We start from the raw sequence: 18,532 nt of genomic DNA on the forward strand, positions 1-18,532 counted from the left end.
TTATCTGTGATTGACCTGCGTACCCTTCGTGAGCATCCCGACCGGCTACGGGCCTCGCAGCGTGCCCGCGGCGAGGACGACTCCATTGTCGACACGCTGCTCGACCTCGACGAGCGCCGCCGCGCCGCGCTGACCTCGTTCGAGTCCCTGCGCGCCGAGCAGAAGAGTCTGGGCAAGTCGGTCTCCAGGGCGCAGGGCGAGGAGAAGGCCGGGCTGCTCCAGCGGGCCAAGGACCTGGCCGGCCAGGTCAAGGCCGCCGAGGCGGAGGCCGAGACGCTGGGCGCCGAGCTCGACGAGCTCGTGCAGTCGGTGCCCAACATCGTCGACGAGGACGCGCCCCACGGTGGCGAGGACGACTACGTCGTGCTCGAAACCCATGGCGAGCCCCGCGTGTTCGACTTCGAGCCGAAGGACCACCTGGAGCTGGGCGAACAGCTCGGCGCCATCGACATGGAGCGGGGCGCCAAGGTGTCCGGCTCGCGGTTCTTCTTCCTCAAGGGCGTTGGCGCGCGCCTGCAGCTCGGCCTGCTCAACATGGCCATGCAGCAGGCGATCGCCAACGGGTTCACCCCGATGATCACCCCGGTGCTGGTCAAGCCGGAGACCATGCAGGGCACCGGCTTCCACGTGTCCCACGACAAGGAGATCTACCGCCTGCCCGAGGACGACCTCTACCTGGTCGGCACCTCGGAGGTGGCGCTGGCGGGCTACCACGCCCAGGAGATCCTCGGCGGCGACGAGCTGCCGCTCCGCTACGCGGGCTGGTCGTCGTGCTTCCGCCGCGAGGCCGGCTCGTACGGCAAGGACACCCGGGGCATCATCCGGGTCCACCAGTTCGACAAGGTGGAGATGTTCTCCTACGTACGGCCCGAGGAGGCGCGCGAGGAGCACCAGCGGCTGCTCGCCTGGGAGCGGGACATGCTCGCCAAGATCGAGGTGCCCTACCGCGTCATCGACACGGCGGCGGGCGACCTCGGGATGTCGGCGGCCCGCAAGTTCGACTGCGAGGCGTGGATCCCCACCCAGGGGCGCTACCGCGAGCTGACCTCCACCTCCAACTGCACCGAGTTCCAGGCCCGCAGGCTGGGCGTCCGTTACCGCGACAAGGACGGCAAGCCCCAGCATCTGGCCACGCTCAACGGCACGCTGGCGACCACCCGCTGGATCGTCGCGATCCTGGAGAACCACCAGCAGGCCGACGGCTCGGTAGTGGTCCCCGAGGCGCTGCGCCCCTACGTCGGCCTCGATGTCCTGGAGCCGTCCAAGTAGCAGACCGCACCGGCTCAGGCGGCTAGTGGCTTGAGCCGGTCACGGTGGTGTCGGCCATCCGGGGGTGGGCCGCGCGTCTGATGAGCGCGCCGCTCACCGCCACCACACCCACGGTCAGCACGACGGCGAGCCCCACCGCCACGCCGTACGAGTCCGGCACCCCCCGCGCCCAGCCGTAGAAGGGCACGTACACGGTCGCGTACACCAGCGGCGCCGCCCCGAAGCCGACGGCCACCGCCACACCCCTGGCCTGCCCGGCGATGGCGAGGCCGAGGCACACCAGCGCCCCGAGCAGCGTCATGGCCAAGCCCATGACCAGGCTGATCGGATCGATGCCCCACAACAACGACGTATCGCTGCCCGAGTCGAACATGGCGTACAGCCCCGTGCACACCACCAACGCGGAAACGGCGTAGACGCCGCTGAGCCGCCGCAACCCCGCCCCGGCGGCGGAGAGCAGCATCAGGGCGGCCAGAATCAGCGCCGCGTGCCGCTCGGGATCGGTGTTCACCGAGTCGTCCGCAGGGGTCGCGAGCGGTTCCGGCCACCGCTGCCGCCGCCACGTCCCGGCGACGTCCCGTACGAGCACGCCGTCGAGCCCGTTGGCGACGACCACGACATGCCCTCCGGGCCGAGCCTGTACGGCCAGCGCGCTCAGCGCGGCCATGGAGTTCGTGTCGCGCCGCCTGGCCGATCTGTCGTCCTCCGGCCGGCTCCAGGAGTCCCGCCACGTCTTGCCTCCGTCGTCGGACTCGGCGACCGCCGTCCGCTCGGGAAGCACGTGGTAGCACCGCTGCGGCTGTCCGGGCACGCAGGCGGCGGTCTGGGGCGACCGCACCGGCCTCCCGTAGTAGGCGGACCAGGTGGCCCCTCCGTCCACGGAGGACATCCCTGTCAGGGCCATCGGACCGCCGCCGCGCACCAGCACGACGATCCGGTCCCCGTCCACCTGTACGGAATCCCGATCCTCGTCGACCTGTACGGAATCGACTTCGGCAGGCGGCGTATCGGCAGCCGTCGCCGCCACGGCGAACACCGCCAGCGGCACGACGACCAACACCCGCCACCGCTCCCCGAACCCCGTCGGACGCCACGGGCGTCCAGCCGGACGCCCCGAGAACGCGACCAGGCGCCCTGAGAGCCCGAGAAGGCTCCGGAGCCTGGCCGGGGACCGCAGAGGCGCTCTTGGACGCTCTGGGAGCCCTGCCGGACGCGCGGAGATGCTCTTCCGGCGGGCCCACCAGGCCAGTCCGAGCGCGGGCAACGCGAGCAGATCCGTGGGATCGGCCAGGACCCGTGACGGCCCGGCCACCAGACTCCACACCTGGGAAGCCCCCTCGGCCCCCGCGTCCGTCATCTTCACCAGCGCGAACAGCGCCCCGGTGCCCAGCACGGCCCCGAGATCGGCCCGGCGAGCGAGGACCAGCGCCACCAGAGGCGGCGCCACGACGAGTCCGGCCACGTCACTAAGCTTGCCGGTGACGAATCCGGGCCAGGCCTGCTTGAACAGGTGGTCGTTGAGCAGCAGCACGAACACCGCGACCAAGGTCGCAGGGTGACACAACCACGCGTACCTCATGTATCGGTCGATGGCGGTGGCTGGTCGATGGTTCGGGGGCTATGTGAGTTGAGTCACACCTGTGACCGATCTGTCACCACTGTTCGCGGCGCGCGTAACGGCGCCCGGCCCCGTGCGGGGTCAGAGGGCGTATTCCTGGAGGCCCCCGGCCCTGGTCGGCGGGAGGCGGGTGCCCGATGCTTGCCGTACAAGAAAAAGCTCCGACTCGGGCCTTTGAAGGAGGAGCAGTCCTGCACGGAGAGTGACAGGCGAGCCGGAGCGGTACGGTCCGCAGTCCGGAAACGCGAAAGACCGAGGTCCGCTGGAAACGAACCCCGGTCTGTCTCGCTGCTACAGGTCAGATGGCACGGACCTGGGAGGCCTGGGGCCCCTTCTGTCCCTGCGTGATCTCGAACTCGACCCGCTGCCCGTCTTCAAGGCTGCGGTAGCCGTTGCCTTGGATCTCGGAGAAGTGCACGAACACGTCCGGCGCACCGCCGTCCGGGGCGATGAAGCCGAAGCCCTTCTCGGCGTTGAACCACTTGACGGTTCCCTGAGCCATAAAAGCTCTCCCTCAGGATGTGAATCTATGGGACCCGCACCTCGCGAATCCCGGTGTGTCGTACAGCAAGCACCCGGGGTGGCTCAGACAAAGTCATGCTGGTTTTCACTACGGGATCAGCTAATACAACGCCATCACATCTAACACCATTCTGGCGCGTTGGTGTTCCCGTCCCTAGGAAGATTTCTGGCCGGCGGCATCACCGGGCAAACTGGAACGTGTTATGCGAACCCTTGCAGCGCCGCGCCTAGTGGCCACCGACCTCGACGGAACCGCTCTACGCACCGACGGAACCGTCTCTCCCCGCACGGCCGCGGCGTTCGCCAGAGTCGAGGAAACTGGTGCCGTCCTAGTGTTCGTCACGGGCCGTCCGCCTAGATGGATGAGCAGTGTGGCGGGTGCGGTGCGTCACCGAGGGCTGGCAATCTGTGCAAACGGTGCGTTGATCTACGATCTGCATACCGAACGGATAGTGGAATCTCACCTCATCGCGGTCGAGGTACTGGAGCAAGTCGTCTCTCAGCTAAGAGCGAACGTGCCCGAACTCGCATTTTCGGTCGAGTATGAAGGTGGGTTTGCGCATGAGTCCGATTTCCCACTCGGCGGATGGGACAGCAAGGCCATCGGCGGCCTTCGGGTGGGCGCGGCGACACTGACCTCGCGGCCCTGCGCCAAGCTGCTGGCCCTGCACCCGCACATGGCCCCGGACCCGCTGCACGAGGCCGTGCACGGCCTCGTGGGACACCTGGTGACCCCCACGCACTCCAGCGGCAGAGGGCTGATCGAGATGAGTGCTCACGGTGTGACGAAGGCCACCGCCCTGGCCGCGCTCGCCGGACAGTATGAGATCAAGCCATCACAAGTGGTGGCGTTCGGTGACATGCCAAACGACTTGCCCATGCTCAACTGGGCAGGCACGTCCTACGCGGTCGCCAACGCGCACCCCGCCGTGCTGGCCGCCGTGGACCATGTGACGGCGGCCAACAACGAGGACGGGGTCGCGCGCGTACTCGAGCGGCTCTACAGGTAAGGGCCCGAGCCGCCGGGCGGCCGCTGCATGTCGTCGTGGGGCACGCCGGGCAGCGCCCTGCGCATCTGCTCCAACTGGGCACGAGCCGCCATCTGCTGCGCGAACAGCGTCGTCTGGATGCCGTGGAACAAGCCTTCGAGCCATCCCACGAGCTGGGCGTGCGCGATGCGCAGCTCGGCCTCGCTGGGCGGGGTGCCGTTCTCGTCGGTGAAGGGCAGCGACAGTCGCTCCAGCTCGTCGACGAGTTCGGGCGCCAGGCCGTCCTCGAGCTCCTTGATGGAGGACTCGTGGATCTCCTTCAACCGCTTACGGCTGGCCTCGTCCAGAGGAGCCGCCCGGACCTCTTCGAGAAGCTGCCGGATCATGCTGCCGATGCGCATCACCTTGGCGGGCTGTTCGACGAGGTTCGTGACCGATCGCTCGTCTTCGCCGCTATCGCCCTGACCTTGGAAGTCCGGGCCCACCACCACGATGTGGGGGGTGTTGTTGTCCTCAGCATTCATAGCACTCACCGTACTAGCAGGATTTTGCCTATGTGCTCCCCCGATTCCAACATTCGGTGTGCCTCCGCGGCCTGCGCCATCGGCACCTCCGCGTACACCACGGGACGCACCGCCCCGGCACTGACCAACGGCCACACGTGGTCGACGACGCCACGCACGATGACGCCCTTCTCGTCGACCGGGCGGGCGCGCAGCGTGGTGCCGTGGACGGCCGCTCGCTTGGTGAGCAGGGCACCCAGATCGAGCTCGGCCTTGGCGCCGCCCTGCAGCCCGATGATCACCAATCGGCCGCCCGTACGGAGTGCCTGGATATTTCTGGACAGGTATTTGGCGCCCATGATGTCGAGGATCACGTCGGCCGTCACCCGCTCGGCGAAGTCCTCCTCGTGATAGTTGATCGCCTCGTCGGCGCCCAACTCCTTGAGGCGGCTCAGCTTCGCCTCCGACCCGGCCGTCGTGACGACCCGTGACCCGAACGCCTTGGCCAACTGGATCGCGAACGTCCCGATCCCGCTCGCCCCGCCGTGCACCAGCAGCGTCTCGCTGCGCCGCAGCCGCGCGGTCATGAACACGTTGGACCAGACCGTGCACGCCACCTCGGGCAGCCCGGCCGCCTCGACCAGCGTCACGCCTTCGGGGGCGGGCATGACCTGCTGCCACGGCACGGCCACCCGCTCGGCGTAGCCGCCCCCGGCCAGCAGCGCGCACACTTCGTCACCCGGAGTGAAGTGTTCCACGTCCTCGCCGATCTCGACCACCACGCCCGAAGCCTCCATCCCCGGGTACGGGGGCGCGCCGGGCGGCGGATCGTAAAATCCCTGACGCTGGTGGATGTCGGCCCGGTTCAGCCCGGCGGCCGTCACCTCGATGAGGACTTCGCCCCGGTCAGGACGTGGATCCGACACCTCACGCCACTCCAGAACCTCTGGTGGCCCCGGCTTGGTGATCTCGATGGCTCGCATGCCAACCACCGTAGCCGGGCAAGGAAGTTGTAGGTTGGCGACCTCTGCCGATACTGATGGCGTTAACCTGCAAAGTATTTGCTGCCCCTTTACACCCACCAGGGGGAGAACACGGTGGCAAGACACGATCGAGAGGAATCTCTCGAGGAACAGCTGGCATGGCTGGACGCGATCAAGGAGACGGAAGAAGCTCCGATCTCGGTCAGCGCCTCTGCCTCGGAGGACTCCGTCTCTTCGCCGTACCCCCAGGACCCCTGGCTCTCGGTGCCGGCTCAACATGAGACGCCGACGCCGCTGTTCAGGGCCGCGGTCGACTCGGTGTACGGCACTCCGCCCGCGGCGGAGCTCACCGAGAAGGCAGCCGGTACGAAGGACGAACCGGCGCCCGTCACTCCGCCGGCGAGTCTGGGCAAGGCCGACGACGCGTTCCTGGCGCCGCTCAAGCCGCTGCCCCGGCCCGACGACACCGACTCCTACTCGCTGCTGTCCTTCCCGAAGCCGGAGAAGAAGCCGGCGGCCGAGGAGCAGGAGGAGGAGACGAAGGCATCCTGGCCCGCGCCGCTGGAGTGGCCGCGTCCCGCGGAGACGTTCGACGAGCCGCGCCCGGTGGAGACGGCCGAGGAGCCCGCCCTGGGCACCTTCGAGCCACCCCCCGAGGACGCCACGGAGCCACGGCTGGAGGTCCCGCTGACCTTCGAAAAGCCGCTGACCTTTGACAAACTGCCGAGCTTCGACAAGCCCTCGGCCTTGGACAAGCCGTCAGCCTTGGACAAGCCGTCGGTCTCGGAGAAGCCGCCGAGCTTCGACCTGCCGCTGAGTTTCGACCTGCCGCCGGCCGCCGAGAAGCCGACCGCCTTCGAGGAGTCGCGGACTCTCGACGAGCCGCCGCCCCGCGCCTTCGACGAGCCGAAGCCGTCGCCCCATGCTTTCGACGAGCCGAAGCCGCCCCGCGCGTTCGACGAGCCGCTGTCCCGTTCGTTCGACGAGCCGCTTCCCCGCGCGTTCGACGAGCCGAAGCCGCGGCCCAGGGCCTTCGACGAGCCCCTCCCGTACGAGCAGGACCGCGCCTACGACCAGCCGCGCTCGTACGACCAGGACCGCGCCTACGAGCCGCCGTCCCGCGCGTTCGAGGAGCCGCCCACCTTCGACGAGCCCCTCGCCCCGCGGCGCCGTCCGGCCCCCGTGCCGGTCTTCAACGCCCCGCCCCGCCCCCCGATCACCGGCAAGCCCACGGCGGACAGCCTCGACCCCGAGTCGCTTCTCCGAGGCCGCCGCAATGCCCCGTCCAAGGGCTGGCGCCGCCTGATCTACAAGGCGTCGGGCGGCTGGATCAAGCCGGGCGAGCCGCCAGAGGTCCGCCGCCGCCGCGAGCTCCTGGGCAGGGCCCGCACCCCGGTCGCCACCGGTCACCACCGCGTGGCCGTACTGAGTCTCAAGGGCGGCGTGGGCAAGACCACGACCACGGTCGGCCTGGGCGCCACCCTCGCCGCGATGCGCGGCGACCGGGTGATCGCGGTCGACGCCAACCCCGACCGCGGGACGCTGTCCGACAAGCTCACCCTGGAGACCTCGGCGACCGTACGCGACCTGCTCAACGAGAGCGACCAGGTCAAGCGGTACGTGGACATCAGGGCGTTCACCTCGCAGGCGCCTTCGCGGCTGGAGGTGCTCGCGTCGGACCGGGACCCATCGGTGTCCGAGGCGTTCAGCGGCTCTGACTACCAGGCCGTCTCGCAGGTGCTGGAGAACTTCTACTCGATCTGCATCACCGACTGCGGCACCGGCCTGCTCCACTCGGCGATGGGCGGCGTGCTCGGCCTCGCCGACCAGATCGTGCTGGTCAGCTCGCCGTCGGTGGACGGCGCCAGGGCCGCGTCGGCGACGCTCGACTGGCTGGAGGCGCACCACTACGGCAACCTGGTCAGGGACGCGACCGTGGTGCTCTGCAGCGTCCGCCCGCGCTCGAAGTCGGCGGTCGACATCTCGAAGCTGGAGGCCCACTTCGCCGCGAGGTGCCGTGCGGTGATCCGCGTGCCGTACGACCCGCACCTGGAAGAGGGCGCCGAGATCGACCTCGACCGGCTCCAGGAACCGACCAGGGAGGCCTACCTGCAGCTGGCCGCCTGCGTCGGCGACGGATTCGCGGCGCGGGGGGAGTGAGCGGAGGGTGCGGGATTCGAGCGGATGATCTTGCTTGGCCTGGCTACTTGCCGGCGAAGAGACTTCCGCCCGCATCACCGCCGACGCCGGCTCTGTCACCCGGCGCCGCACCCCGTGACCTCCTTCTGACGAATCACCGCAGGCCGCAGAGAGTCCGTTGAATTTTCGGCCTGGCCTCGCCGCCTCCCCGGGTTGCGCTTGGGGAAGCGGCGACAAGCTGTCGAGGAGGCTGAGCGTGACACGCGGCGTTTGGTGCCTGGCGGGTCACCGCTTCGGGAGCGCTTGCCGGGATCCTCGGCATGGCGTTGACAATAGATGAAGATGTTGGCTTGACCGCCTGACCAGGCCTACTACAGCGCCGTCATCTCCACTGGCAAGATGTCATCAAGGCGCGCCTCTTTCAGGAGGCACATTCGGTCCGGCACGACTTCTCGCGAACTATGACAGCCCCCTCCACAAACGGCGGGGATCGGTGGGGGCAGCGGGTCACGTCGGCCGGATCGTCCAGCCGCGCAGCGTGGCGGGTATCGCCGATCGGAACGCGGTCTCGGCCGTGGCCGTGTCGAGCGCCCCGGCCAGTTCGAGGGTCACCAGTCCGTGCAGGGTCGTCCAGAGCGACAGGGCGATGGAGGTCGCGTCGCCGACGAGCACGGACGCCGCCAAGGCGCGGTCTATCGCCTCGACGAGGGGCCGTACGGGGTCGGCTGCACCCACCTCGCCGGAGGGGTCGAAGCGCTGCACGCCACCGAACAACACCGTGTAGAGGTGGCTGTGTTCGCGCCCCCATTGCCGGTAGGCGACGGCCAGCGTGTAGAGGTCGGCCAGGGGATCGTCGGAGGTCGGCACCGCCGACAGGTCCCGGGCCAGTCCCGCGACCGCCCTGTCGCGGACCTCCGCGATCAGACCGTCCTTACTGTCGAACAGCGTGTACACCGCCGCCGTCGCTGTCCCGGCGGCGGCGGCGAGGGCCCGGATGGTGATCGATTCCGGTGGACGGGTCGCGAACATCTTGGTCGCCGACTCGATGAGCCGGTCCTTCACGGCGTCGTCATTCGTTCTCGGCCTACCCACGCGACCAGCCTAGCGCAGCTGCTAACCTTTCCAAACAACGTTTTGAAACGGTGTTTGGAAAACCTGGGGAGCATCGATGCCGAAATTTCTCACCCTTCCCATCCGACTCATCGCTCGGATGTTCCAGGCCGCGGCGGCCGTCGTGGGGCTGGCCGGTTTGTTCCTCGTACTGATCGTGCTGACGAACGGGGCCCGCTCGGGGCTGGCCGCGTGGCTGACCACCCTCGCGGCCGGCACCGTCGCGGCACTGTGGCGGGGCCGTCGCCGTTCCTGGCCCAGCCGGATCAGGCCGTTCCTGCCGGTGGTCGTCGCCACGGCGCTCACGGCGTCGGTCTGCGTCCCCACCGTGCCCACGACCCGGCGATACCCGCCCGACCTGCCGTTCGTGGCGACGCAGCACTGGAGCCTGGCGACGGGAAGCCGGGTCGCGGTCTACCACTACACGCCCGCCTCCGGCTTCCGGCGCTCCACGCCCTTCGTGTACCTCCATGGAGGGCCCGTCCGCGGCATCTCCGTGCTCGACCACCGATTCCTGCAGTCCCTGGCTCGACAGGGATACGACGTCTACGCCTACGAGCAGGCCGGCGGCGGGCGGAGTGACCTGCTGCCCATGGAGGAGTACGCCATCTCCAGGTCCGTCAGTGACTTCGACGCCTTCATCGATCGCCTGGGAAAGGGCCCGGTCGACGTCCTCGGGTTCTCCTCGGGCGCGGTGGTGCTCACCCGGGCTCTGGCCACCCCGCGCGTCGCCGCCCGCGTGCACCGGGCGATCATCGCCGAACCAGGCCCGATGGACGGGCCCACCTCGCGAATCACCGGGCAGCAGGGACGGCCGTCCGCGCGCGGCCTCGCGCCGGCCATGACTGGACCGCAGGCGACGCGCGTCCCCCGGTACGCCGTCGCGCTCGGCCTCATACAACTGGGGCTCCTCCCGCCGGACACCGACCTGATCGGGCAGGCCGAGGGGGTCAACGCCTTCCAGGCGGCCGATCTCGGCAGCGACACCGCCTCCGCCTACTGCGCGCGGGACGCGCAGCGCATCCCCGCCGAGGACACCTCACAGAACTTCACCTTCAGCGCCGCCGCCAGCCTCCACGTCCAGCAGACGATCAAGGACTCCCCCTCGATCACCCCGCAGCTCAAGCGCTCCAGGACCCCGGCGATGCTGATGATCGCCGAGTGCTCGTCACAGGTGCGTCAATGGGCGACGGCCATCCTCGCCGACGACCCCGCCATCCAGCGAACCCAGTACATGCCCGGCGTGGGACACCACATGTGGAACGGCCTCGACGACAACAACGAACGAGCACTGGCCGTCATCGACGCCTTCCTGCAGGGCGAACCGGCGCCCCTGCGGAACTACCCGACCCGCGCCGGCGTCTCGACGTTCCTTCGCGACGACTTGCCCAACGTGGCTTAACGACTCTGACCAGCATCGGAAACCCTGGTCGATGGCCAGACCGAATGTGCTCGCCACGGCCGGCGGCATCGCGTGCGGCGTACTCGGCTTCGAAATCGATGCCGGGGCGGAGCAAGCGGAGGGCGTCGGCGTTGTCCCGTCCCTGAGCCACGACGGCGCCCACAGGGTGGCGGAGGGTGTGGGATTCGAACCCACGAGGCCATCGCTGACCTGGCCGCTTTCAAGGCGGCTGCACTCGTCCACTATGCGAACCCTCCAGTGCGCACACCACGATAGCGGCTGTGGTGACGGCGGTGTACGTTCAGGAGGTGGCGGATCTCAACGTCGAGGTGGAACGGGCCGACGGCACGGCGAGTGTGCGCCTGCGTGGTGATCTCGACAAGCTGACCGCGCCCCGGCTCAAGCAGGTCTTGGGTGAGCTCATCGCCGCAGGCCACGTCTCGATCGTCATCGACACGGCCGCCTTGGCGTTCTGCGATTCCAGCGGGTTGTGGGTGCTGGTCGAGCATCAGCGCAAGGCGGGCGAGCGTGGCGGATCGCTCCGGCTCACGGGCGTGCAGGGGGTGCTGCGCCGGGTCCTCGACGTGACCGGGCTGAAGGCCGCCTTCGACAGCGTCCTGACCGCCCAGCCGTGACCGACCCAGCTATGACCGCTCAGCCGTGACAGCCCAGCAGTGATCGGCGGCCTAGTCGTCCAGCTGTGACAGCAGCCACTTGGGGCCCACCGTCGTGGCTCCCAGCTTGCTGACGCGCTCCTTCAGCCCCCGGTCCGCCGTCACCACGAGCACCCGTTCCCACGGCCGCGCCTGCCGTACGACGTCGACGATCGCGTCGTCGCCGCTGCCCGTCGCGGCCACCACCTGGATGCCGGGCACGGCCGGCGCGCTCTTCGCGGCGCCCTCCACGACCGCCACGATCCGCGGGTACCACTGCGCGAGCACGGAATGCGCCAGCCGCAGCCCCGCGACGTCGGTCAGGAGTCGCGTCGCCGCGCCCAGCCGGTCCCGCCACCAGCCGTGCTCGGCGCGGGCGCCGATGATGTTCGCGATGTCGAGCACCAGCGTCTCGGGGGTGAGCTCCGGCTGGATCTTGTCCCACGTCTCGGCGAACCCGGGGTGCAGCTTCCTGGCCTTGACCTCGGGCAGCGGCACCCAGCGCAGGTCGGTGCTCTCGTTGTTGGCGGGCGCCGCGGCCAGCAGCTCGGCCGACTCGGCGATCACGGTCTCGAACGCCCACCCGCCGTGATCGTCCAGGTAAACACCCTGCACGCGCAGCTCGTCGCCGGGCAGGGACGCCTCTTCGTGCGCCTCGCGCAGCGCGCTCGTCACGGCGTCCTCGTGGCTGTCGCGCGCGCCTCCCGGCAGCCCCCACGTGCCGCCGTGGTGGCTCCACCAGACCCGCTTCTGCATGAGCACGTGCGGGACGCCGTGCTCGTCATGGTGTACGGCCAGGAGCCCCGAGGCCCCGTGCAGCCCCCAGTGCCGGTGCCCGCGCTCGCATTGGGTCCAACCGTCGCCGTCCTTCGCCGCCATGATCTGATTCTGTCAGCCCGGCGCCTCTAACGGCCGTTGCGGCTGAAGTGCTGGAAGTCCTTGGTGCCCGACCAGGAGCCGCCCCAGCCCCAGCCCACCGAGGCGAAGGCCCTGACGACCCGATCGCCCGGGTTGATCACGCCCTCGCCCTTCGCGGGGCGCTTGGCGAACTTCTTGGCGTTCTGGTGGGCGGTGCTGCCGCTCGCGGTGACGTACGGGTTCTCGCGCGGGTTGAGGTCGATCGCCTCGCCGTACGCATGGTTGGACCAGTTGCTGGACCCGGTGGCGGCGCGGCAGTTGAAGGCCGAGGTGTTGTCGGCGTCGATCGAGTCGTAGTCGTCGCCCTTGTAGACGTCGACGAGCCGCATCTGCTTGATCGGGTAGCGCATGGCGTACAGCTTCCCGAAGACCTTGACGATGTCGTCGGCGACCGTCTTGCGCACGACCAGCTCGCCGGTGTGCGCCTTGTCGTCGAAGCCCCAGTACGTCATCGTGATCAGCCGCAGGTCCTGGTAGGAGACCGGGCAGCCGGGCTTCCACGAGTAGGGCAGGCGGCTGCGGGAGATCTTGGTGACCTTGGCGGTGAACTTCGGCGGCCCCGCGGGCTTGGGCGCGGTGGTCTTCGCCGTCGGGGTGGGCGTCGCGGGCACCGGCGGCTGGGTCTGAGCTTGGGGCTGAACCTCGGGCCGCGCCGGTGCGGCGACCGGCGCCTGCCCGCCGCACGAAACGGACGCGAACACCACGAATGCAGCGGCAGTACGTTTCATGCGGCCACCCTACGCGACGTCCTACGAGGTCAGGGCGCTATTGGCCATGCCAGGTCAGGGCACGATCAGCACGGTACGGCGAGCGCGCCTGGCCAGCCCCACGGCCACCGAGCCGCCGAACGTGTGCCACAGCGAGCGGGACCGGCCCACCACGATGGCGTCGGCCATGCAGGAGTCCGCGAGTGTTTCCAGCTCACGCGCCGTGTCACCCCGTACCATGACGAACCGCCACGGAACGCCGACCCCGCTCAGCTCGGCCCGCAGGTCCTCGGTCAGGTCCCCGGCCGAGTCGGGGATGATCGGCGAGCCCGCGAAGAACCACAGCGTGGCGCTGGTGAGCGTCTCCACGAACGCGATGAGCAGCGCGGCGTTGTCCCGCCGGGCGAGCCCGGCCGCGTACGCGAGCGCGTTGCGGCTCGGGCCCGATCCGTCGAAGCCGACCACCAGCAGCCCGGTGCCGTCTTTGCCGATCTCGAACTGCTCGCTGGGGAGCCTGCCTAGGAGGGGCTCCCACCGGTCGTCTGTGCTACCGCCGTACACGGCATGCCTCGCACGTCAGCCGTCGGCGACGTGCTTGCCGCGGCCGGTGAGCTCGCGCAGCGCGTCGGCGGCGTAGATCACGATGGCCACGAACGAGACGCCGGCCAGCGCGCCGCCGACCCACAGATCGTTGACCGTCGCGTCGGAGTAGGCCGCGCCCCTGGGCTGGTAGCCCACCGCGAACGGCGCCGCGATCAGCCACAGGCCGGCCAGGAACAGCACGACAAGGGCGGAGACGCCCAGCTTGGCCTTCATCGGTTCTCCTCCACTCCCGCCAGGGCGGGCTTGCCGTTCTGGCGGTGGTCGCCGCCGCGTCCGGCGTTGTTCAGGTCCTCACGCAGCGCCTCGACGAGCGGGGCGAGCAGGCTGGCCAGCTCCGCCGACGACCCCTGCGGCGCGGGCGCCACCGGCTCGGGCTCCGGCTCGGCCTGCTTCTGCCGTACGGCCACCAGGCCGCGGACCACGAGCTGCTCGTGGATGGCCGCGACGAAGGCGGCCACGCCGATGAGCCCGACGACGGCGACGCCCAGGCCGGTGAAGAACTCGGAGGTGGTCGGGTCGGTCCAGTCGGCGTTCTCCGGCTGGGTGCCGAGGGCGAACGGGGCGATCGTCAGCCACAGCCCGGCCATGAAGGCCAGAGCGGCCGCGACGGCGCCCACGAACTTGCGAATCATGATGAGACTCCTCCTATGACGAGGTCTTTCCGCGGCGGCGCGGCCTGCGCGATCAGAGCGCGTGAGGTGGGACGCAGCACGCTCTGCGCGACCGATCTGGCGCGCTCCCGCTCGGTGCGGTCATCGGGCGGCGCCATCCTGGCGACCGCGGACAGCAGCGCGGACGGCTGGCCGTTGACCCGCTCGATCCGCTGGGCGATGAGCTCCAGCAGCAGCCCGGCCAGGACCAGGTCGTCCTTGCTGAGCGGCTTGGGCTCCGGCGCGGGCGTCGCGGGGCCTCTGAGCGGCAGTTCCTTGAGGAAGAGCGTCGCCACGAAGCCGAGCAGCGCGATCGGCACGCCGACCATGAAGACGGTCTCCAGGCCGCGGGTGAAGGCTTCGAGCACGATGTGCTTGATCGGCCCGGGCAGCGACTGGATGGCACTGGGGCTGCCCAGCTTGGGCGAGCCGCCGTCGGGCAGTGGGATGTGCGCCGCCTGCGCCATTTCGGCTATCTCGGATTTGAGGCGGTTGGTGAGGATGGCGCCGAACGCGGCCACGCCCACGGCGCCGCCCAGCGACCGGAAGAACGAGACACCCGCCGTGGTGGACGCCATGTCACGCAGTTCGGAGCCGTTCTGCGCGGCGAGGATGAGCATCTGCATCGACAGGCCGAGCCCGGTGCCCAGCACGGCCACGTCGAACCCGATGAGCCACTCGCTCGACTCCACGTGCAGCCGCGACAGCAGGAACAGTCCCACGGCCACGATCAGCAGTCCCGCCACCGGGAAGATCTTCCACCGGCCGGTCTGGGTGACGATCTTCCCGGAGATCACACCGCCCAGGAACAGCGCCACCACCATAGGCAGCGTCATCAGCCCCGACTCGGTGGGGCTCAGCCCCTTGACGATCTGCAGGTACTGCGGCAGGTAGATCATCGCGCCGAACATCGCCACGCCGACGAACAGCGAGGCGGCCCCGGTGAGCACGAACGTCCGGTTCCTGAACAGCCTGGGCGGCAGGATCGGGTTGCGGGCCGTGCGCTCGGAGAGCACCGCCAGGGCCAGCATGAGCAGGCTGATGGCCCCCAAGGCGTACGTCCAGAAGGAGTTCCACTCGAACTCCGTGCCGCCCAGCGTCAGCAGCAGCATCAACGCGCTCGCGCTGGCCGTGATGGTGGTCGCGCCCCAGATGTCGATGGAGGTGTTGCGCCGGATCCTCGGCAGCTTCAGCACCTTCTGGATCACGATGAACGCGATCAACGCGAACGGCACGACCACGTAGAAGCACCACCGCCAGCCGAGCCAGTCGGTGTCCACGATGAACCCGCCGAGCAGCGGCCCCGCGACCGTGGAGATGCCGAAGACGGCGCCCATGTACCCCGAGTAGCGGCCGCGCTCCCGCGGCGACACGATGTCGCCGAGGATCACCTGAGCGAGGGCCGACAGACCACCCACACCCAGCCCCTGTACGGCGCGCGCCGCGATGAGCTGCCCGATGTTCTGCGACAGACCGGCCACGAGCGACGCCGCGACGAACAGCCCCAGGGCGCTCTGGAACAGCAGTTTCCGGCCCCACAGGTCGGACAGCTTGCCCCACAACGGCGTGGAGACCGTCATCGTCAGCATGGTCGCCGACGCCACCCAGGAGTACTGGTCCTGGCCGCCGAGTTCCCCCACGATCGTCGGCAACGCCGTGCCTACCACCGAGGTCGAGATCATCGAGGTGAGCATGGCGAGCATGAGCCCGGACATGACCTCGAGAATTTCGCGGTGGGTGTACTGCCGCCTCGCGGGGGCCGCGGCCTGTGTCTGGGCTACCAAGACACCACATCCCCTTCTTACCGTTTTCTCCTCGGCGAGTATACGTCCGTTTACTAGCCGCGCGGCAAGTGGGGTGTTCTTGAGTAGAGTTCGGGCCATGGAAGCGCAGTTGACGGACGCCCGGCCGCGCGATCGTGCGGCCACCCGCCAGCGGCTGCTGGAAGCAGCGCGCATGCTGTTCGGCGAGTACGGCTACGAGCAGGTGACGGTCCGCATGATCGCCTCGGCGGCGGGCGCCAACATCGCCCTGGTGGGCCGCTACTTCGGCTCCAAGGCGGGCCTGTTCGGCGAGGTCCTGGCGGGCGAGCCGACGGTCCGTGCCGTGGTCGGGGGCGACCGGGCGGGCCTGCCCAGACGGCTGGCGGAGTACGCCGCCGAACGCATGTGCCACGACCCGGAGAGCCCCATCCTGCGCTCACTCGAACGGTCGGCGGGCGACCCGGAGATCCAGGCGCTCGTCCGCGATCGCCTCCAGGCTGTCGTGATCGAGCCCATCGAGGCCCTCCTCGGCGGCCCGGACGCGCACGCCAGGGCCCGGATGGCGACGGCGGTCTTCCTGGGCATCGGCTCGGTCCGCCGCCTCGTGGGCCCCGAGACACCGTCACCCGCCGACGTCGACCGGCTCACGGCGGTGTTCGAACTCTGCCTGGGCCTGGAGACCCTGCCCTAGCGGTCGTGTGCCTGCCACGCTCTGACCGTGGCGGCACTCCGCGCACCAGGCCATCTCCGTCACCTCGCTTCGTGGATCGGCAGCTCTTTCAGCGTGCCGTCCGAGGCGAGTTCCAGCACGCTCACCGCGTCGGGGCCGTAGGCGACCTGTGAAAGGCAGAGCACCTCCGTGACACCGACCCGCTCCCTGAACGGGGTGTGCATGTGACCGCAGGCGTGCACCTGAGGCGCGAGCCGGTCGGTCAGCGCCCGGACGGCGTCCCGCCCCACAGGCTCCTTCCCCCGGTGGAGGTACGAGAGCCCGGAGGGCCATTCGTGCGTGAGCAGGAGGTCGATCCTCTTGCCGCGGGCCTGATCGAGCAGCAGGTTGACCTGCGGCCTGGTGAAATAGCCGTACTCCTTGAGCCGCTCCGGCGTGACGGCGGGCGGCGCGTCGGGCTCGCTGAAGTGGCGTGAGTAGATGCCGGACAGGAAGGCGACGTGAAGGCCGGCCACCTCCCGCACGCCGGAGCGCCCCAGAAAGTGAAAGCCGGGCGCCCATTCGCCGGGACCGTGGGCATCGAGCGACGGCCAAGGCTCGTGGTTTCCGCCGATGAAGTAGACCGGTGCGCTCATGCTGCGCCACCCCGCGACGAACTCCGGGAAATCACCGACCTTGCGATATTTGGCCGGGCCACCGACACCGAGGCTGTCCGCCTCGGTCCTGTTGGGCTCGGCGTCGCCGACGCTGAAGATGGCGTCGACGGGACCGCAGTGCCGCCGGACTATCGCGTCGGCCTTGGCGAAGTTGGCATGGATGTCGCCGATGACCGCGAATCTCATGGGTCGATCATGCTGAGCGGCGGGCTGGGTGGACAACCGGATTTCAGCTGGGACAGGGACCTTACCTTCCGGCAAGCCGACCTCGCGGGCGCATCCGTGTTGGCTGAGATCCAGAGAAAGGACGTGATTGCCCCATGGACCCGGACCGGAAACGGACATCAGACGCGATCGCCGCGGCCAACTCGCTCGTCGAATGGCTCACTGAGACGTTCGACAAGGACAGTAATTACACCGTGGCGGTGACGACCGCAGGCGATCTGGTCGTCTCCAAGGTGAAGGGCCTGTCCGTGGGAACGGGGAGCAAGCCGACCGGACCCGGACAAAAGATTCTCAATCATGTCAAGGGCAACTCCGACTACAAGGATTATAACGTCTATGTGGCTGGCAAATTCACCAATGATGCGGCCAGCAACCACGCTGAAATGTGCATACTCGCCGCGTGTGGGAAAGGTGAGGTGGCCTATATTAAATGCACCTCGCCCAACTGTGCCTACTGCAAGACGACGATCGAGGCGTACGATATCACCAATGGCAATGACGAAAGCGAGGGAGAGGGCAAGAGCCAGATCGGATGGTGCCACCCGTACTTGCGGGTCAGCTACGGAACGGCGCACGGGAATGCTCCAGGCCAGCTCGAGGAGCTCAAAAAGGTAAGCGACATGGACGCTTCCGGCGAACCGGTAGATGACAGGCTGTTCAAGAAAGGTGGTCGTGCGACGAGTTCTCCGTCGGCAGGCAACCTGATATTGATGAGTCCCAAAGCCAAGTCTCGCGAAAAGGTCGCCGACAAGAGCGAGGCGAAGAAGCCGGGTGCGGGTAAGGCGGCCAGGTCGCCGATTTCTGAACGGAGTACCGTTTCGTTCGACAACAAGCGGGCGAAGGAGCAGATAATAAACTCGCCCCCGAAAAAGGGCAGCGGCGCGGCAAGCAAGGTCAGAGGCGGTGTCGAAAAGAAGGCCGAGGTCGGCAGCGACAGCGAAGACGACAGCCCCGAAAGCAGCGGCACGAGCCCGGAGAAGGCCGAGGTCGACACGGGCAAGGAGAAGACCAACGTCAGCACGAGCAAGAAGAAGTTCGAGGTCAAGCCGTCGCCGCGCCGGAGCGACCGGCTCCGCAAAAAAACTCTCAAGAAAGCCAAGAGTCCAGCCAAGCGGGGGTAGCCGCCCTTCGGGTCCGCGATCGTCGTTATTC

General features: G+C 68.8%; 19 protein-coding genes and 1 tRNA gene. 7 read left to right on the forward strand and 13 right to left on the reverse strand.

Going from position 1 to position 18,532, the window contains the following annotated elements; translation table 11 throughout:
- Positions 1-6 precede the first annotated feature (6 nt).
- Complete coding sequence (gene serS / locus AB0F17_RS47055) at positions 7-1,269, forward strand: serine--tRNA ligase (RefSeq protein ID WP_358037282.1); 1,263 nt, start codon at positions 7-9, stop codon at positions 1,267-1,269.
- Between the two features lie 22 nt (positions 1,270-1,291).
- Here serS and AB0F17_RS47060 read toward each other — a convergent pair whose 3' ends face one another.
- A complete protein-coding gene (locus AB0F17_RS47060; protein ID WP_358037285.1) occupies positions 1,292-2,815 on the reverse strand; it encodes a hypothetical protein in 1,524 nt (507 codons plus the stop codon).
- Positions 2,816-3,185: 370 nt separating this feature from the next.
- Complete coding sequence (locus tag AB0F17_RS47065) at positions 3,186-3,389, reverse strand: cold-shock protein (RefSeq protein WP_219534920.1); 204 nt, start codon at positions 3,387-3,389, stop codon at positions 3,186-3,188.
- 223 nt (positions 3,390-3,612) lie between these two features.
- On the opposite strand from AB0F17_RS47065, the gene AB0F17_RS47070 reads away from it, so the two are divergent.
- Complete coding sequence (locus AB0F17_RS47070; RefSeq protein ID WP_358037288.1) at positions 3,613-4,419, forward strand: HAD family hydrolase; 807 nt, start codon at positions 3,613-3,615, stop codon at positions 4,417-4,419.
- On the opposite strand, the gene AB0F17_RS47075 is transcribed toward AB0F17_RS47070, so the two are convergent.
- Together AB0F17_RS47075 and AB0F17_RS47080 are read right to left on the reverse strand one after the other, a co-directional pair.
- A complete protein-coding gene (locus tag AB0F17_RS47075; RefSeq protein WP_214635013.1) occupies positions 4,410-4,922 on the reverse strand; it encodes a bacterial proteasome activator family protein in 513 nt (170 codons plus the stop codon). The two genes, AB0F17_RS47070 and AB0F17_RS47075, sit on opposite strands and share 10 nt — an antisense overlap.
- A 5-nt stretch (positions 4,923-4,927) precedes the next feature.
- A complete protein-coding gene (locus AB0F17_RS47080) occupies positions 4,928-5,884 on the reverse strand; it encodes an NAD(P)H-quinone oxidoreductase (protein WP_358037292.1) in 957 nt (318 codons plus the stop codon).
- Between the two features lie 114 nt (positions 5,885-5,998).
- Here AB0F17_RS47080 and AB0F17_RS47085 point away from each other — a divergent pair, with 114 nt between their 5' ends.
- Complete coding sequence (locus tag AB0F17_RS47085) at positions 5,999-8,044, forward strand: AAA family ATPase (RefSeq protein WP_358037295.1); 2,046 nt, start codon at positions 5,999-6,001, stop codon at positions 8,042-8,044.
- Between the two features lie 486 nt (positions 8,045-8,530).
- On the opposite strand, the gene AB0F17_RS47090 is transcribed toward AB0F17_RS47085, so the two are convergent.
- The gene (locus AB0F17_RS47090; RefSeq protein WP_358037297.1) at positions 8,531-9,115 is read right to left on the reverse strand and encodes a WHG domain-containing protein; all 585 of its coding nucleotides are present in this window, start codon (positions 9,113-9,115) and stop codon (positions 8,531-8,533) included.
- A 76-nt stretch (positions 9,116-9,191) separates the two neighbouring features.
- Between AB0F17_RS47090 and AB0F17_RS47095 the strand changes: the two genes are divergently transcribed.
- Entirely contained in the window at positions 9,192-10,535 is a 1,344-nt protein-coding gene (locus AB0F17_RS47095; protein WP_358037300.1) for an alpha/beta hydrolase, read from the forward strand.
- Positions 10,536-10,702: 167 nt separating this feature from the next.
- On the opposite strand, the gene AB0F17_RS47100 is transcribed toward AB0F17_RS47095, so the two are convergent.
- Positions 10,703-10,792 (reverse strand) — tRNA-Ser (locus tag AB0F17_RS47100).
- Between the two features lie 24 nt (positions 10,793-10,816).
- Here AB0F17_RS47100 and AB0F17_RS47105 point away from each other — a divergent pair.
- On the forward strand, positions 10,817-11,170 hold the full coding sequence (locus AB0F17_RS47105; protein WP_358037303.1) for an STAS domain-containing protein: 354 nt from the start codon (positions 10,817-10,819) through the stop codon (positions 11,168-11,170).
- Between the two features lie 51 nt (positions 11,171-11,221).
- Here AB0F17_RS47105 and AB0F17_RS47110 read toward each other — a convergent pair whose 3' ends face one another.
- Genes AB0F17_RS47110 through AB0F17_RS47135 form a run of 6 tightly spaced genes read right to left on the reverse strand, consistent with a single transcriptional unit; the run spans position 11,222 to position 15,850 of the window.
- A complete protein-coding gene (locus AB0F17_RS47110) occupies positions 11,222-12,067 on the reverse strand; it encodes an NUDIX domain-containing protein (RefSeq protein ID WP_358037306.1) in 846 nt (281 codons plus the stop codon).
- A gap of 26 nt (positions 12,068-12,093) precedes the next feature.
- Positions 12,094-12,834 (reverse strand): M15 family metallopeptidase, encoded by a 741-nt coding sequence (locus tag AB0F17_RS47115; protein WP_358037308.1) that lies wholly within the window; start codon positions 12,832-12,834, stop codon positions 12,094-12,096.
- Positions 12,835-12,888: 54 nt separating this feature from the next.
- The gene (locus AB0F17_RS47120; RefSeq protein ID WP_358037311.1) at positions 12,889-13,374 is read right to left on the reverse strand and encodes a universal stress protein; all 486 of its coding nucleotides are present in this window, start codon (positions 13,372-13,374) and stop codon (positions 12,889-12,891) included.
- Positions 13,375-13,389: 15 nt separating this feature from the next.
- Complete coding sequence (locus AB0F17_RS47125; RefSeq protein WP_358037314.1) at positions 13,390-13,629, reverse strand: hypothetical protein; 240 nt, start codon at positions 13,627-13,629, stop codon at positions 13,390-13,392.
- Positions 13,626-14,048, reverse strand: a complete 423-nt coding sequence (locus AB0F17_RS47130) for a hypothetical protein (RefSeq protein WP_358037317.1) — start codon at positions 14,046-14,048, stop codon at positions 13,626-13,628. The genes AB0F17_RS47125 and AB0F17_RS47130 overlap by 4 nt, the downstream gene beginning before the upstream one ends.
- The gene (locus AB0F17_RS47135) at positions 14,045-15,850 is read right to left on the reverse strand and encodes an MDR family MFS transporter (RefSeq protein WP_358037320.1); all 1,806 of its coding nucleotides are present in this window, start codon (positions 15,848-15,850) and stop codon (positions 14,045-14,047) included. Before AB0F17_RS47135 ends, AB0F17_RS47130 begins: the two co-directional genes overlap by 4 nt.
- A 97-nt stretch (positions 15,851-15,947) precedes the next feature.
- Here AB0F17_RS47135 and AB0F17_RS47140 point away from each other — a divergent pair, with 97 nt between their 5' ends.
- The gene (locus tag AB0F17_RS47140; protein ID WP_358037323.1) at positions 15,948-16,520 is read left to right on the forward strand and encodes a TetR family transcriptional regulator; all 573 of its coding nucleotides are present in this window, start codon (positions 15,948-15,950) and stop codon (positions 16,518-16,520) included.
- 59 nt (positions 16,521-16,579) lie between these two features.
- Here AB0F17_RS47140 and AB0F17_RS47145 read toward each other — a convergent pair whose 3' ends face one another.
- Entirely contained in the window at positions 16,580-17,341 is a 762-nt protein-coding gene (locus tag AB0F17_RS47145; RefSeq protein ID WP_358037326.1) for a metallophosphoesterase, read from the reverse strand.
- A 134-nt stretch (positions 17,342-17,475) separates the two neighbouring features.
- On the opposite strand from AB0F17_RS47145, the gene AB0F17_RS47150 reads away from it, so the two are divergent.
- A complete protein-coding gene (locus AB0F17_RS47150; RefSeq protein ID WP_358037329.1) occupies positions 17,476-18,501 on the forward strand; it encodes a hypothetical protein in 1,026 nt (341 codons plus the stop codon).
- The last annotated feature ends 31 nt before the right edge of the window (positions 18,502-18,532 follow it).

Source organism: Nonomuraea sp. NPDC026600 (assembly GCF_040638335.1).
Classification (GTDB): domain Bacteria; phylum Actinomycetota; class Actinomycetes; order Streptosporangiales; family Streptosporangiaceae; genus Nonomuraea.